This window comes from Ignavibacterium sp. (genome assembly GCF_025998815.1).
Taxonomy (GTDB): domain Bacteria; phylum Bacteroidota; class Ignavibacteria; order Ignavibacteriales; family Ignavibacteriaceae; genus Ignavibacterium.
Genome location: NZ_AP026678.1, coordinates 588,714 through 605,136 on the forward strand (window position 1 = coordinate 588,714; position 16,423 = coordinate 605,136).

At 33.7% G+C, this 16,423-nt stretch carries 11 protein-coding genes, 1 tRNA gene and 2 pseudogenes; 6 read left to right on the top strand and 8 right to left on the bottom strand.

What is annotated here, in order from left to right; translation table 11 throughout:
- Window position 1: 1 nt before the first annotated feature.
- From Q0X14_RS02530 to Q0X14_RS02550, 5 genes are read right to left on the bottom strand one after another with little or no spacing between them, the layout of a single operon-like run.
- Window positions 2-670 carry a glycosyltransferase family 2 protein gene (locus Q0X14_RS02530; protein WP_297842009.1) on the bottom strand — a complete coding sequence of 223 codons (669 nt, stop codon included), beginning with the start codon at window positions 668-670 and terminating at the stop codon, window positions 2-4.
- Window positions 645-1,463 carry a diadenylate cyclase CdaA gene (cdaA, locus tag Q0X14_RS02535; RefSeq protein ID WP_297842012.1) on the bottom strand — a complete coding sequence of 273 codons (819 nt, stop codon included), beginning with the start codon at window positions 1,461-1,463 and terminating at the stop codon, window positions 645-647. The genes Q0X14_RS02530 and cdaA overlap by 26 nt, the downstream gene beginning before the upstream one ends.
- 6 nt (window positions 1,464-1,469) lie before the next feature.
- A complete protein-coding gene (gene folP, locus Q0X14_RS02540; protein WP_297842015.1) occupies window positions 1,470-2,624 on the bottom strand; it encodes a dihydropteroate synthase in 1,155 nt (384 codons plus the stop codon).
- A gap of 26 nt (window positions 2,625-2,650) precedes the next feature.
- A complete protein-coding gene (gene rpe / locus Q0X14_RS02545; RefSeq protein WP_297842017.1) occupies window positions 2,651-3,310 on the bottom strand; it encodes a ribulose-phosphate 3-epimerase in 660 nt (219 codons plus the stop codon).
- Window positions 3,311-3,313: 3 nt separating this feature from the next.
- Complete coding sequence (locus tag Q0X14_RS02550) at window positions 3,314-4,099, bottom strand: PASTA domain-containing protein (RefSeq protein WP_297842020.1); 786 nt, start codon at window positions 4,097-4,099, stop codon at window positions 3,314-3,316.
- A gap of 84 nt (window positions 4,100-4,183) precedes the next feature.
- On the opposite strand from Q0X14_RS02550, the gene Q0X14_RS02555 reads away from it, so the two are divergent.
- The 5 genes and pseudogenes from Q0X14_RS02555 to Q0X14_RS02575 all read left to right on the top strand — a co-directional run.
- Window positions 4,184-5,800, top strand: a complete 1,617-nt coding sequence (locus tag Q0X14_RS02555; protein ID WP_297842024.1) for an NFACT RNA binding domain-containing protein — start codon at window positions 4,184-4,186, stop codon at window positions 5,798-5,800.
- A 97-nt stretch (window positions 5,801-5,897) separates the two neighbouring features.
- Window positions 5,898-7,496 (top strand): OmpA family protein, encoded by a 1,599-nt coding sequence (locus Q0X14_RS02560; RefSeq protein WP_297842027.1) that lies wholly within the window; start codon window positions 5,898-5,900, stop codon window positions 7,494-7,496.
- A gap of 153 nt (window positions 7,497-7,649) precedes the next feature.
- Window positions 7,650-9,224 (top strand): OmpA family protein, encoded by a 1,575-nt coding sequence (locus tag Q0X14_RS02565; RefSeq protein WP_297842030.1) that lies wholly within the window; start codon window positions 7,650-7,652, stop codon window positions 9,222-9,224.
- A gap of 519 nt (window positions 9,225-9,743) precedes the next feature.
- Window positions 9,744-9,817 (top strand) — tRNA-Arg (locus Q0X14_RS02570).
- A gap of 173 nt (window positions 9,818-9,990) precedes the next feature.
- Window positions 9,991-10,263 (top strand): annotated as a pseudogene (locus Q0X14_RS02575) (SulP family inorganic anion transporter); the annotation flags it as partial.
- Window positions 10,264-10,302: 39 nt separating this feature from the next.
- Here Q0X14_RS02575 and Q0X14_RS02580 read toward each other — a convergent pair.
- Both Q0X14_RS02580 and Q0X14_RS02585 read right to left on the bottom strand, forming a co-directional pair.
- Window positions 10,303-10,470: pseudogene (locus tag Q0X14_RS02580) on the bottom strand (hypothetical protein); the annotation flags it as partial.
- A 51-nt stretch (window positions 10,471-10,521) separates the two neighbouring features.
- Complete coding sequence (locus Q0X14_RS02585) at window positions 10,522-11,388, bottom strand: WYL domain-containing transcriptional regulator (protein ID WP_297842035.1); 867 nt, start codon at window positions 11,386-11,388, stop codon at window positions 10,522-10,524.
- 132 nt (window positions 11,389-11,520) lie between these two features.
- Here Q0X14_RS02585 and Q0X14_RS02590 point away from each other — a divergent pair, with 132 nt between their 5' ends.
- A complete protein-coding gene (locus tag Q0X14_RS02590; RefSeq protein WP_297842038.1) occupies window positions 11,521-12,438 on the top strand; it encodes a DUF6569 family protein in 918 nt (305 codons plus the stop codon).
- A 535-nt stretch (window positions 12,439-12,973) separates the two neighbouring features.
- Here Q0X14_RS02590 and Q0X14_RS02595 read toward each other — a convergent pair.
- The gene (locus Q0X14_RS02595; RefSeq protein ID WP_297842041.1) at window positions 12,974-16,084 is read right to left on the bottom strand and encodes a type ISP restriction/modification enzyme; all 3,111 of its coding nucleotides are present in this window, start codon (window positions 16,082-16,084) and stop codon (window positions 12,974-12,976) included.
- Between the last annotated feature and the right edge of the window lie 339 nt (window positions 16,085-16,423).

The window sequence follows — 16,423 nt, forward strand, 5'->3', positions numbered from 1 at the left end:
ATTAAATCATCATTACTTTTATGAAACCTTTAATTGCTTGAAACGATTTCATTTTACTTTCCTGATCACCATAAATAGTTGGAATATCAACAAATTTAATTCTGAAATTTTTCCTGACCGCCTTTACAATCATTTCACTTTCAGCTTCGAAGCCTGGGAAAACCGTTTTCACTTTTTTAATTACTTCTGAACGATAAGCTCTGAATCCGCACTGACTATCTTTAATCTCAACGCCTAATTTTTTAGAAAGAAGTGATGAAGTAATTTTATTACTTAATCTTCTGTGTAAAGGCATAGTTTTCAAATCGTTTAATCTGTTTCCAATCACTATATCACTCTCTTTAATGCCCTCAAAAAAAATTGGAATCAACTCTGGTTTATGCTGGTCATCTGCATCAAGAGTAATAATAATATCTGAGTTTAGTTCAATTGCTTTTTCAAATCCTCGTTGTAGTGAATAACCTTTACCATAGTTCTTTTCGTTTCTTATTATAAAAACATTCTCAACAGCAGTCAGTAACTCAGCAGAGTTATCAGTTGAACCATCATCAACTGCGATTAGGAAATCAACATAATTTAAAGTTCGTTTAACAACATTAAGTATAAATTTCTTTTCATTATAAAAAGGAATAACCGCTACAATCCTAGTTTTTCTTCCTGAGCTGCTCAATAAAATTTTTCCATCCTGTTTGATGAGATTGCCCGGCTGCATTTATTAATCTGCTAATCAAAGCTTCCTTCGATAATCCCATTGTTAGCTCACCGTTTTCAGCTACTGATATGCTGCCGGTTTCTTCTGATACAATTACACTGATTACATCTGCCTGTTCTGAAATTCCCAAACCAGCCCGATGTCTCATTCCTAATGTGTTTCCCTGCCACGAAGTAATCGCAGATAATGGTAAAGTACATCCGGCTGCTTCAATAACATCTCCTTTGATAATTACTGCTCCATCGTGTAAAGGAGATCGTGGAAAGAATATTGATGTTAATAAAGATTTTGTAAGCTTTGCATTTATTATTTCACCAGTTTCAGCAAAACCTCTTATGCCCGATGATTTAACTACTACAATTAAAGCACCGTGCTGGTGTTGAGATAGTTCATTGGCTGCTTCGGCAATTACTTTTGCTGATTCATTAACTTCCTGTCTGAAAAATCTTTTTATGAATGGATTACGGGCAAGGATAACTAATAACCTTCTGATTTCCGGTTGGAAGAGAATTACGAAAGCAATAACCCATACATCAGTTATAAGTTTTAATAACCAGCTCACAGCACGTAAATGAATTACCTGAGCAATAAATGAAAAGAACAAAATAATCAGCAATCCAATGAAAATTTGAGCTGCAACAGTTCCTCTCAATATTGTATAAAGTTTGTAAAAGATAAAGGAAACAATTGCAATGTCAATTACATCGGAAAGTGTAACTGTCAGAAATCCTATTTTGAATAAATCAATCACATTAACTCAAATTATTTCAATGAGTAATTTAATAATTTGTTTTCCATTTTTAACATTATGAGTTCGAATTATTCGGGCTGAGTTTAAAATGGAAACCGCTTCTATTGCTGCAGTGGGCAAATCTCTTTCTTCAACTTCGAGATTTAGTGTTTTCCCAATGAATGACTTTCTTGAAACTCCGATTAAAATCGGATAACCAAGTGATTTAAAGTCTTTCAGTCTCTTAACTATCTTAAAGTTATCTTTGACTGTTTTACCAAATCCAATTCCAGGATCAATAATTATATTTTGAATTCCTTTCCCCAGTGCATAATCAATTTGTAATTTCAGAAAATCGTAAATGTCAGATATTATTTCTTTGTATTCGATACTGGTCTGCATTGTTTTGGGGGTACCTTTGATATGCATTAAAATTGCGGTCGCACCAAAGTGACTACATACATCAGCAACTTCCGGATCGAAAGTAAAAGCACTGATGTCATTAACAATTTTTACTCCTGCCTCTAATGCTTTTGCAGCAACTTTGCTTTTATATGTATCGATTGATAAAATTGCTTCGGGCTTTTTGTTAAGAATTTCTTTGATAACCGGAATAACTCTTTTAATTTCTTCCTCTGCACTAACTGGTTCTGAGCCAGGTCTCGTAGATTCTCCTCCAATATCAATAATGTCTGCTCCATCATTAATCATTTCGATTGCGTGTGTAACTGCATCATCAAGATTATTAAACTTTCCTCCGTCAGAAAATGAATCTGGAGTAACATTGAGAATTCCCATAAGGTAGGGTTTATCAAAAGAAAAAACTTTATTACCAATCTGAAATTTTTTTATTTCAGAATAATTATTTATTGCTCCCAAAATTTCCTGAGCAAGAACATTTTGCTTAATTAGAATAATTTGTTGGAAATAGTTTGATAGTGTTTCCAATGAGTCAATAAGAAAAATTATATCTGATTTTTGATCATCAACTTTTCTGTAATACAGCTTTTTAGATTTTATAAATTCCTGAAGAAACAACTCAGATTCTTTAAAGATATTTACCGGAAGATTTCTGACTTCGAGAAATAAGTTTTTGTGATTTGCTAAAGAATAGTTTGAATACTTTTTAGAAATGTAATCAAGAAAGTCCAAATCATCAGAATGTAAAATCTGCGTAATCATAAAATGAAAAGGAATTGATAAGTATTTTATTTTGAAGAGATTATATTTTTTAATTCAGCTGTTGCTGCACTAATATTTTCTGATTTAAAGATTGAAGCTCCGGCTACAAAAACATCTGCACCTGCGTCGCTTGTACTTTTAATTGTTTGTGCATTTATTCCACCGTCAATCTCTATTAAAAATTTAGCTCGAAACTTTTCCCTTAATTCAACTGCTTCGTGTATTCTTCTTATTGTATTCGGAATAAATTGTTGTCCGCCAAAACCCGGATTGACAGACATTATTAAAAGTAAATCAATGTATTCGGCAACATCCCGAATTGACTGAACCGGAGTTGCCGGATTTATTACTACTCCGGCTTTTGCTCCGAGTTCTTTGATCTGGTTGATTACCCGGTTTAAATGAACAACTTCTTCATAATGTACAGTGATATAATCCGCTCCGGCATCAACAAAATCTTTAATATATAATTCCGGCTTTTCAATCATTAGATGGACATCAAGCGGAAGATGAGTTATTCTATTTACCGCTTCAACTATAAAAGGACCAAAAGTGATATTTGGAACAAAATGTCCGTCCATCACATCGCAGTGAATCCAATCTGCTCCAGCCATTTCAACAAGTCGAATTTGTTGAGATAAGTTTGTAAAGTCAGCTGATAAAATTGATGGCGCTAAAATTTTCATAATCTATTCTTCAATAATTTCTAATGGCTCTTTTATAGTCCCCTGCTTTGTTATAAAAAGATCTACTTTTTCTCCGGGATTTAATTTATTTCCAGGAACCGGATATTGATCAAGAACAGTATTCGGGAGCAAAGTATTTGAAATCTGATAGGTCACTTTTCCTAATTCGAGAGAATTTTCAGAAAGAATCCTTTGAGCTTCTGTAAGTGATTTACCTATTAAATCAGGAACTTCAATAGTTCCTTCTAGTTGTCCGCTACTGACAAATACTTTTATGGTTTCACCTTTCTTCAGCTTTGTCCCTTCAACATATTGCTGATCGAAAATCATATCTTTCGGATAATTTGATGAAACAAGTTCAACCTGACCGAGTTTCAGACCAACTCTTTCCAAAGCAAGTTTGGCATCGACAATATTTTTACCTTTTAATTGAGGTACGAAAACCATTTGTTCACCACCACTCACAAATAAATAAACGGTTCTTCCCTTCTTTACAATCTTTCCGGCTTCGGGTTTTTGCAGGAATATTTTCCCTGCAGGCTGATTAGTGCCATAAGCTGTGTCAGCAATAATTGCCTCGAAACCGCTGTCATTTAACTTTTCGATAGCTTCGTAATCCGGGAGTCCTATTACTTTTGGTACCACTTCTTCAGAAGAACTAACATACCAGGGTAATAAAATATTATCTAGAATCAGAAGGAATATTACGAATACTCCCAGAATGATAAGAGATTTTTTAACAAATGGTTTTTCGATAAGATTTTTCATCATTCCAAATATATTTATCAACGCATACTTAATCAAACTTAAGGGAAATATCACTAAACACTTTAGTAAATTTGTAATGAATGAAAATGCAAATGAGAATTAGTAATGTTAAAGAGCTATTTCTTCCTTAATCGTCACATAGTCGAATTAAGAGAAGTTTTTATTAATAAAAAAATAAAATCAATCTTCACTCAGGAGAAGGAAAAACTTGTTATTGAATTTGAAGATGAAGAACATCTTTTTCTGGAGTTCTGTGTTAATCATTCTCTTCCCTACTTTCTGATGAGAGATTTTTATATCCGTGCTAAGAAAAATTCATTAGAGTTATTCGAACCTCTGAAAGGTAAAACTATCAACGATATTTTTATTGCAAGCAACGACAGAATTATTGCTTTCTATTTTAATGATGCTTCAATATTGTTTTTTACAATACGAGGAAAGTTTACAAATGTTTATCTCAAAACAACGGCTGATTTTTCATCCTTCAAAAAAATTGAAAGCGAAGATTTAACAAACATTGAGAATGAAGTAATAAACAAAAATTACATAAATGAATTTCATTCACTCGATTTTACTGAAGAAGATTATTTGCTTGATATTGATTCAATTAAAATAAAATATCCTTTTATCGGAAAGGATATTTTTCAATATGCAAAAGCCATCGGTTCGAAGAGTTTAATTGATGGTATTAGGAAAGTTGTTGGAATCATCAAAAACAATAATCCAATCGTCATTGTGGATTATAACAACTACGATATAAAAATATCATTCAAAGATTTGCCCATAACTGATTCTGAAAATAAAGTTTATGAATTTGATAATTCAAACGATGCACTTTTGCTTTATATCAAGGAAATACATCACCTTGCATCGGTTAAAGAGAAAAAAGATATAATCTTGAAGCACATTGAAAGAGAACTTAAAAGAATTTCAAATAAACAGAATAATCTTTTAACAATCATCGAGCGAGGAAGTAAAGAAGAAGATTATAATCGCCTGGGAAATATTTTATTGATCAATATTAATAAGATTCATTCCGGAATGAATTCTATAACTTTAGATGACATCTATGAAAGTGATCAAACTATAGAAATCAAACTTGACCCAAAATTATCACCAAAAGAAAATGTTAATCGCTATTTTGAAAAAGCTAAAGAAAGTAAAACACAATATCACAAAGCAATCGAATTGATTGAAAATGTAAGTAGAGAAAAAGACAAATTGATTGAGTTCAAAAATAAAACTTCAAACTCCTCAAGCATTAAAGAACTTGAACAAATTGCAAAAGGACTCAAAATAAAAATGAAAACAGAAAAGAATATTCAAGAATCCATTTCGGAAAAATTCAAACACTATATAGTAGATAATAAGTATAAAGTTTATGTGGGAAAAGATAGTAAATCCAACGACCTACTGACATTGAAATTTGCCAAACAGAATGACTATTGGTTTCATGCCAGAGCAGTGCCTGGTTCTCATGTTGTTCTAAGAGTTGAGAACACAAAAGAACCTATTCCCAAATCAGTGCTTAAAAAAGTAGCTTCATTGGCGGCATATCATAGCAAAGCAAAAACAGCTGGATTAGTTCCTGTTTCATATACATTCAAAAAATATGTTGTTAAAAGAAAAGGAATGGAACCAGGGAAAGTTGCTTTACTTAAAGAAGATACCATTCTTGTAACACCGGAAATTCCTGAAGGTGTCGAATTTGTTGATGAGTAAAACAGAGTATCTACAAACGTTTGGATAATTTTCATTAGGTTTATAAATAATTATTTTTGTACTATAAAACCACGATAAAACGCACTCGGAGAGCATAATGAAAAAACATATTATATTTTTTTTAGTCCTATTATTCCTTAGCAATAACTCATATTCGCAATTCAAGGAATGGGGCACAAAATTAGGATTAAGATATAATCAAATTCTTCCCGTTAATGAATTTAATCCAATTGATCAGTTGAATTTCAGTAACTATCAGTTTGCCTGGTTAGCACAGGGATTTTTAGCTTTTGAACTTACTAAAGCTACAGAGCTTCAATTAACTGCTGGTTATGGTTTTTACAGAGGTTCAGATAATACAAATTACATTTACCGAACTGACATCATACCACTTGATATAAGATTAAGAATCAGTCCATTCGATGTAAAAGGTTGGAATCCATATTTTTATTTTGGTGGTGGCGGTATGAATTTTACTGTTAAGGATTTTCCAAGATCAATTTCACCAGAATCTGTCAATGAAAGTGGTTGGACAGGATATTTCCCTGCTGGAATAGGTAGTGAGTTTGCGATTAGCGATTATGTTCTTTTAGATTTTTCTTTTGGAGGCGCCTACACTTTAAGTGATGACTTGAATTATTTCAAAGAAGATGAGATACATGATTTTATGCTTTCTGCTTCACTTGGAATAACATTTACTGGTGAGAGCGGAAGCTCAGACAGAGATAAAGATGGATTAACAAAAAACCAGGAAGAAAGTCTTGGCACAAATCCAAAAAATCCTGATTCAGATGCGGATGGTTTGAAAGATGGCGAGGAAGTTAATAAGTATCAGACTAATCCACTTCAACCAGATACTGATCTTGATGGTTTAAGCGATTATGATGAAATATTTAAGTTTCATACAAATCCCCTTCTGGCTGATACTGATGGAGATGGACTAACTGATTTTGAAGAATTGAATAAATACAAAACCGATCCATTAATTCAGGATACAGATATCGATGGATTAAATGATGGAGAAGAAATAATCAAATACTTTACTGATCCTCTTAAAGCTGATATGGATATGGATGGAATGACTGACAAAGAGGAGTTGTTAATTTATCTGACTGATCCAAAGAAATCTGATAGTGATTCTGATAAATTGAATGACGCAGAAGAAGTAATTAAATACAGAACAAATCCTCTGAAAGCTGATTCGGATGATGATGGACTTAACGATTACGATGAAATATTTAAGTATAAAACCAATCCTCTTGATACAGACACGGATGGTGGTTCTGTTGATGATAAAACCGAAGTTGAGAGAGGAACTGATCCACTTAATGCAGAAGATGATGTTGTTAAAGTTGGAGTTCCAATAGTACTTGAAGGAATTTACTTTGAAACAGGCAAAGCAGATATCACTGCAGAATCTGAATTCACTTTAAGAAAAGCATTGACTACTCTGCAAAGTTATCCTGAAATTGTAGTTGAAATAAGTGGACACACGGATATAACAGGACTTTATAAAAAGAACATCGAGCTATCACAAAAAAGAGCTAATGCAGTGCGAGACTGGTTGATAAGAAATGGAATTGACCCTGCAAGAATTATTGCAAAAGGCTACGGACCGGATAGACCAATTGCCTCAAATGATACTCCTGAAGGAAGGCAAAAGAACAGGCGAATTGAATTTACAAGAATCAAGTAAACACTTGATTTATATCAAAAATTAACTATTCAACAGTTAAATTGTTTTGATAAGTAAATTAAAATCAAAATATTTAAGCGCATAAATTATTACTTTATGCAAACAAGGGTTTCGACTACAATCATTTTTACCAACTAATCAAGAGGTATATATATGAGAAAACTATCTTACTTTGTTCTGTTAGTAGTTTTGGTGGCATTTAGTCAACAAAACTACGCACAATTAAAAGACTACGGATATAAATTTGGTCTCCGTGGTAATATTCTTTTCCCTGAAAACGAATTTGCTAACCTCGGTTTCAGCGGAAATGATAACTTCAGCTTCGATTGGTATAAAGGTTCCTGGCTCGGTGAAGCTTTCATCGGCTTTGAATTAACAAAAGCTCTGGAACTTTCTATCAATGGTGGTTATGGTAAATATGCTGGTAAGGCATATTTTGATGATGCTAATAATACATTTGGTGAATATGAAACCAAATTAGTTCCGCTCCACCTCAGATTAAGAATCAGTCCATTTAATTTATCCGATTGGAATCCTTACCTGTATTTAGGCGCCGGAGCTGTAAGTTACACTGTTAGCACAAAACCTTCAATCGTTGGTGGTAAAGCTACAGAAGATGAAGGTTGGGCTGCATTCGTTCCCGCAGGAATAGGTGCTGAATTTGCATTAACTGAAAATGTTATTTTAGATTTTGCTCTTGGTGGTGCAATGACTTCTACTTATGATCTTGATGCATACAGAGCTGGTTCAGATGATATTTGGGACTCTTATTTCAATGCTTCTCTCGGTCTTTCATTTGTCGGTGAAAACTGCGAAGTTGATAAAGATAATGACGGTTTAGGAAAATGTCTTGAAAAACAAATTGGTACTGACCCAATGAATCCGGATACAGATGGTGATGGTCTTTCAGACGGTGATGAATATTTGAACTATAAAACTAATCCTTTAAATAAGGATACTGATGCTGATGGATTGAGTGATTACGATGAAGTTAAAGTTTACAAGACCAATCCTTTAGTTGCTGATACTGACGGAGAAGGATTAAATGATGGTGATGAAGTTCTGAAGCATAAGACCGATCCGTTGAAAGCTGATACTGATAACGATGGTCTTAATGACAATGAAGAAGTAATGAAATACAAGACTGATCCATTAAAAGCTGATACTGATGGTGATGGATTAAAAGATGGTGATGAAGTAATGAAATACAAGACTGATCCATTGAAAGTTGACACTGACGGTGATGGATTAAGCGATGGTGATGAAGTAATGAAATACAAGACCAATCCGTTGAATAAAGATACAGACGGTGGAACAGTTGAAGATGGTGTTGAAGTAAAACGTGGCACCGATCCATTAAATGCTGAAGATGATGTTGTTAAAGTTGGTGTTCCGATTATTCTTGAAGGAATTACCTTCGATGTAAATAAATCTACAATTAAACCTGAATCTGAAGAGACTTTAATGAAAGCACTCAAGACTCTTCAAACTTATCCGGAAATTGAAGTTGAAATCGGTGGACACACTGACAGCGATGGTAGTGCTAAGAGCAACCTTAAGTTATCACAAGCAAGAGCAGACGCAGTTAAAGCTTGGTTAGTTGAAAAAGGAATTGATCCGAAGAGAATTACTACAAAAGGTTATGGTGAAGACAAACCTATTGCTGATAACAAGACAAAAGAAGGTAAAGCAAAGAACAGAAGAATTGAATTTACAAGAATCAAGTAAAATCATAATTCAGGTTTCGGTAAAGGGTGTCTGAAAAGACACCCTTTTTTTATGAGATGAAATTAAGGATTCCTTATTAAATGATTGCATTTTGTTTGAATGGCTGAATGAATGATTGATTGATTGAATTACGAAATGTCTCCCGCTTGCATGTATAATTGAATTGATGAATGACTTTTTAATATTGATATAAGTTTATGGATAAAATTTGTGTTTAATCTGTGCAATCTGTGGTTTAAATGTTTTTTCTCCTCTGACCAAATATCATCGATTTACAAATTTCTAAATACTGCAAAATAATTTATATTTGCACCAGCTTTTACAATTAATTATTTGCACCCGTAGCTTAATTGGATAGAGCATCCCGACAAGTCGGGAAGGTTGAAGGTTCGGAAATAATATAATTAAGAATTCTGGCTGATTTTTAAAATATAATTTTACTCTGATTATTTGTATTAAAGAAGAACTGGTTAAGTCAGAGAAAATAAAAATTGTTCGTTAAAAATTTTTAATTTATTTGCACCCGTAGCTTAATTGGATAGAGCACCTGACTACGGATCAGGAGGTTGAAGGTTCGAGTCCTTCCGGGTGTACTGACTTATTTAATTTGCATCTTAGGAGGTTGAAGGTTCTGCAAAGCATCCTTTGGAGAGTCCTTCTGGGCGTACTAAAGTCTTCATTTTAATAAAAGAATATGATTTTAACGCGAGCTCACTTTTTGTGAGATTCTTTATTATTACTATTTATGCTTTAGATTCTTTTTTTTATGTCATCATTCAAACCAAAACTTTTTACAACCCTTAAAAACTACAACAAACAGCAATTCATTTCAGATGCCACTGCCGGAGTTATCGTTGGTATTGTTGCTCTGCCTCTGGCAATTGCCTTTGGTATTGCAAGTGGTGTAACCCCTGAAAAAGGAATTATAACTGCTATAATAGCTGGATTCATTATAGCTTTTCTTGGTGGAAGCCGGGTTCAAATTGGTGGTCCAACTGGTGCTTTTATCATTATTGTTTACGGAATTATTCAACAATATTACAGTTTCATAATATTTCCCATCTTTGCCTTTCTCATCGGGTGAAGCAATGAATTTACCATTGTTGCCATCAACTATCCTGAATCCTTTGATAATGATTCCATCATCAGTTTCAATATCAAAGAAAGCCAGGGTCTTTCCGCCGCTCAGTTTGTTCATTCGGATAATTTTCATAGCATCCTCTTTATGATTGTTTGTGAAATTCATTTCAAAAATAAATTTTTAGGATATTTGAACAGTATCAGGATGTGATACTTTTTATTCATCAGGATAATTTGCGAGCGTTCCTTTTGCGAGATTTATAACTGTTTCTTTTAATTCTTCAGGTTCGAGAACTTTCACTCCTTCTCCCCTGCTTACAATCCAGCCGGCAATTTCGTTAAGCGAATTTACCGTACATTCAAAAATTATTGCGCCGTCTTCTAGTTTTGTAATTTTCTGATTTGCTACAAGCATTCTCGGTTTTATTCTTTCAGCCCAGGTTTTTGAAAGCCATAACTTCACTTCGTGCTTCTCCTGACCAAGCCAGCTTTTCCACGAGTATTTAAATAAATCAGCAACATCATAATTAGATTTCTGAAATTTCTTTCCTGTATTTCTTACTCTTGTAATTTTATCAATAAGGTATTGTTTAATCTTTCCGTCATTCACTGCAAGAAGTCGCCAGCTTCCATCACTTTGAAAAATAAGCAGAGGTTCAACTTCTTTTCTTTGCTCTACCATCGTCCCGATTTTATTGTAATCAATAATGGCAATCTCTTCTTTGTCTATACAAAGTTGTAGTGCAACAAGAATACTTAATGCATTTGTTCCAAGCTTTTCAACCAGAAGAGATGTTGATTTATCGAGTGCATAATCATTGTGATTTAATGAAGTGTAATCCAGAATAATATCAACAAGTTTTTGCTTCGAAAATTCTGTGTGAACACAAACACCTTCCCTTTTTGTAGAATGAATATCAATTCCATAAGATCTGAGTTCACTCAAATCTCTTTTAATGGTTAATTCCTCTACTCCGAAAAATTCAGCTAAGTCGAAGGTACGGATAGGTCTTTGTGCCTGTTCGGAAAGACAGATTCCAAGAATTTCAATCTGTCGTTTGAATTTGGTCTGAAAGTCGAACATAAGTTCACCCCACTAAAAAATCTTTTGCAAAATAATATTTGTTAATGATTCATCAAATTAGTATCACACAATGATACGCTTCGAATAGCATGAGTGAATTAGATTTCGGTCAACAATTAATGGAGGTTCAAAATGCAAGTTCAAATTCTTTCTTTCAACAAGCACAAGAGGCTTTCAGTCGTTCAGTTTGCAAGCACTGAGCAGAATACTTTTGATTACATTTCCGGTCCCGCAGCGATTTCAAAAAACCTCATCGAGGTTCGCGAAGTCAGTATTACAGGCAGTGTAAATAATCTTGAGTTGGTTAATCTTTCCGATAAATATGTTTTCTTTATGGATGGAGATATACTTGTCGGTGCAAAACAGAATCGAGTACTAAACACAAGTGTTTTTGTTGCTCCAAATTCAAAAATCAATTTGCCTGTAAGCTGTGTTGAACAAGGCAGATGGCGTTCCATTTCTGACAAGTTCAGATCGAGTGATTATGTTTCTCCTGACAGAATCAGAGCACAGAAGTTAAAAGCAGTTACAACAAATCTTAAAAGAGGTCGCGGACATTTTGCAGATCAGGGAGAAGTCTGGGATTCAGTTAACGAATATTCGCTGGAATTAAATGCCTTTTCAGTAAGCAGTGATTTAACTGACATAATGAATAAAAGACGAGAATCACTCGATAGCTTTATTGATAAGTTTCCACTGAATGAAAAAGCAAATGGATTGGCAATCTTTACAGATAATTCTCCTCTGAGTATTGATTTGTTCAATCGTATTGATATTTATCGCGAATACTATCCAAAGAGATTGAGAAGTGCAGCTACGGAGGTTTATAATCTGAAGGATAAGGAAAACAAGATAACCGAAGCGGAAGCTAAATTCAAAACACTCAATCTTTTTGATGAACTGGAGAAACTGGAATTTACAGTTCACAATGGAGTAGGTGTCGGGCGTGAAAAAAGATATGACAGCAATAAATTAGTTGCGTTGGAGTTGTCTTACAATGAGCATTTAATTCATTTCACTTTACTCAATCTCGAACCGGTTAAAAACTGATTAGCTCATTTAAAACATATCATTAAAAATTAAAACCTCGCAGTTCTGGGGGACTGCGAGGAAGATAAATTGTTTCCTTTCCCGTATAATTGCAGACGACTCCTGATAATTTTCCTAATGTTCAAATTCATTTTGAACCCGCTCTAAATCTCTCCCTTAGGAAGGGAGAGACTTTATGATAAAAAAGAAACAAGTCCTTCCCTTTTTAAGAGAAGGATTTAGGATGGGTTCGATTGAACAAACTAACATCATTTTAATAATGAACCCTCAATAATTAAATGAGAGACTTATAATAAAAAAAGAAACAAGTCCTTCCCTTTTTAAGAGAAGGATTTAGGATGGGTTTGATTGAACAAATTAACAGTGTTTTAATAATGAACTCTCTCTAAATCTCTCTCTTAAAAAGAGAGAGACTTTAGTATAAATACAAAACAAAATCCTCATTGTTTTGACAGCACTTTGAATGTTTAGTTATGGCTATTAAAAAGTCCTTCTCTTACTAAGAGAAGGATTAGGAAGAGTTCAATTCTAATAATTACCAATTAGCTAATTTATCAATCTCCTTCATTATCCTATCAGTCTCAACTAATGCAACAATAATTTTCTGATAATGTTCAATATCACTGTTGGTAAGTGTACGACCTTTGCGGTCTTTTAACCATTTTTGTGCGGGTTGATAACCACCGATATAAAAGTTCCAGGCAATCTCCGGTACATTGCCAAAGTATTGTTCTTTGTTGATGTACACTTTCCCGGTTTTACTATCAGGATTAATTGTCATTTCGAAGGATCCGCCATGGGCGGAGACTGAGAAATCTTTAGTGTGTTTAGTGGAAAGATTTCTCCCTTCGGTCGAAATGACATCTTGTTCGGTTTCAAATCTTACTTTTTCAACTTTGTTATCCCCGCCAACAGGATATGTTGTAATAAACCTATTTACTTTTGGTGATTCGAGCAGATGAAGTGAGCGAAGTTCTGTGCCAAGTTTAACAAGCTTTTTGAAACTTTCTTTGTCTTTTGGATATGGTACTCGTGGAAAATCTATCTTTAAAAATTCTTTGTACTTCTCTCTGTAAGATGGCGAGTGAAGCACCGCATAAATGTAATCGAGAATATCCTCGGGTGTTACTTTTCCAACTGTTTTTTCTATTTCATCAACAATTTCTTTTTTGAGGTTTGGGATTTTTGTGCCGTCTTTAGAAAATAAATAAAGTGGGAAATTATAAGTGTGGTTAGTAATAAAATCTCTATTAGTAAGATTATCTGAGACTAAAACTTCAATTCCCTTGCCTTTCGATTGTCGAACAATATTTAATCCTAAGTTTTTACCCAAAAGATAATTTTTCATTAAGTCAAACCTTGCTCTTTGTAAAATCTTATGGTCAAATATTGTGTACCTTATATCAAATGGTCTATAATAAAATTTGAAAGAACTAGAGTATTTTTTTGATATTATTTCTTTTGAAATAGAAACAAGTTGACAATCATTACCAGTGGCAATTCCCATTGAGTTCTTAGGAAATAATATTCTTAAATTTATCCCGTTATTGTATTCTTCCAATTCATATTTATAATTATTTCCAAAAGATTTATTTGTATAAAAATAATTCGGTTCACTAAATTCAATCTTTTTCCAGTTAATTGTGTTAAGTGTGTTTTCATCAAGAAAATAAAATTTGTTTTCTCTTAATCCATAAACTTCAGCAAACTTCACAGTCCCAAGGTTTTCTTTTTTATCTGATTTTCTAATCATTACTGAAATTGCAACACCTTGTTGTATATCAAAAACATTTTCATCTTTACTTCCATCCGGTGCGGTTTCTTTCTTTTTGGTGCTTCCGTGCAAATCAAGTATATAAATCTCATCAAATGTTTCAAGTAAGTGCTTTCTCATTTGGCGATGAATGATTCCATCTAAAAAAGAATTATTGGTAATCATCGCAACGATACCGGTTTTATTCTTTTCGATGAAATGCTCTGCATATCTTATAAATTTTATGTAATCATCTGAAAGCGGTTGAATATTTCGTTCGTTCAAATCTTTCTTATAATCTTTAATCAGTTCTGTAATCCATTTTCCTTTGTTCGATGAACTAACACTGTAAGGTGGATTACCAATTACAACCATTATCGGTGTTTCGTTTTTAATTTTTGCGGCTTCTTTGGATTCTTCTGCAATACTTTCAGCAAAACCAAAACCGGCAAATAAACCTTCTTGTTTTTCGCTTTCTTCAAGTGAGTTAGTGAGATAAATTCCAAGCCGGCGGTTAAAGTACTTAAAACCTGTTGCTTTAAAAGCCATACTAAGTTTAAGATGAGCAATTGTGTAGGGAGCCATCATCAGTTCAAAACCGTGGAGACGCGGCAGCAAATCATTATGAACATAAGCTGTCCAGCGTCCAATCTGTCCGTTGTTTTTCAGCTTAAGATAAATTTCACGAATAACAGCACTTAAAAAAGTTCCCGTTCCAACTGCCGGATCAAGAATTTGAACTCGATGCACTCCATTTTCAAGTTTTGAAGTATCAGCCAATCCGGAAGGAAGATTAAATTCCTTTTGAAGAAGATAATCAACAGAGCGAACAATAAATCTTACAACTGGCAACGGAGTGTAATAAGCGCCCATTTTCTTGCGGAGTTCAGCGTCATACTCTTTAAGAAAATCTTCATAAAAATGAATTACCGGATCGGGTCCAACATTGTCACCCTGAACTCGTTTCAGGGTCTCATCTGAAGATGCTGAAATAAATTCAGCATGACCATTTCCAAAATATTGTTTCATTAATTGCTGAACATCAGCGTGAGCAAAAACTTCGCACAACTCATTAACGATGTACTCTAATCGTTTGTCAAAGTCCGGCCCAACAATGTGATCAAAAAAATGTCTTAGGAAAGGATTGGAAGCAGGAACTAAATCTCGTGCTTCCTGTCGGGAAAAGTTTTCGGGAGAGTTATCGTAATATCTTGCAACAAATAATCCATAAACCAAAGTTTGAGCATACATATCAGCAAAATCTTCTTCACTCAAATCGTGTACAAGTAACTTTTTAATTGTGTTATAAACATTAAGAATCTCAGGTTTCTTTTCATCTTTTTTAGCAAGCACTTCTCTGATATTATCTCTTATTCTTTGTGCTTTTCCTCCCATAATTTTCGCGAGATGTTCGCCTGATTTAATCGGTTCTTTGTGTGATTGAGTAAAATCAATCAAAGTCTTTGCAGCAAACTCAAAATTATCAGGCAGCGGAGTAAGTGTTCTTTTATCTAAATCATATTCGGCAATCTTTATCGGTTCCTGATATTTCATTCCGTTTCTATAAAAACGGAACTCAACATAATCTGTAAGAACAAGATTAGCATAGCCAAAATATCTTTCCATCTGTTTGGACTTTTCAATTTTATCAAGTGACTCACCGATTGCTTTCGCTTCAATGTAAAGAATCGGAATATCGTTTTTCATCACAATAAAATCGGGCTTGTTGCCGTGCTTTGCTTTTGGATCGTGGTCTATTCGTCTTACATTTATTTTTTCAAATACGCCTTGAAGAAGAATTTCGAAGTCAGTGCGATAACCCATTTCGGAAGTTTCCGGATGTGAAAACTTTTTTGAAATTGCAGTTGTATATTTTTCAAAAAGGTTTTTCATTGTTTCAAATAAGAAGGAATATTTTATAATTATAAATTTCTTTGAACAAAAAATAGGATTTTATAAATAAAGGATAAAATGTTTCGACTTATAAATCTATTTGCATATCACCTTCAACGGCTTTAAAGCGGCTTTGTAACGGATTTAAAACGGAAATTAGTCGAATCGAAAAAAAATATTTTTTACGGAATGGCAAAATGCATTTTCTCGGGAGTAATATTAATTGAGAACACATTCTCTCCGTGATTTCTCTGTGGTTCTCCGTGTAATAATTGTCCCGGATTCTTAAGCAAGGGGTTTAACTTCGGTTCAAATTATTTTTTATATAATTTTCAACAA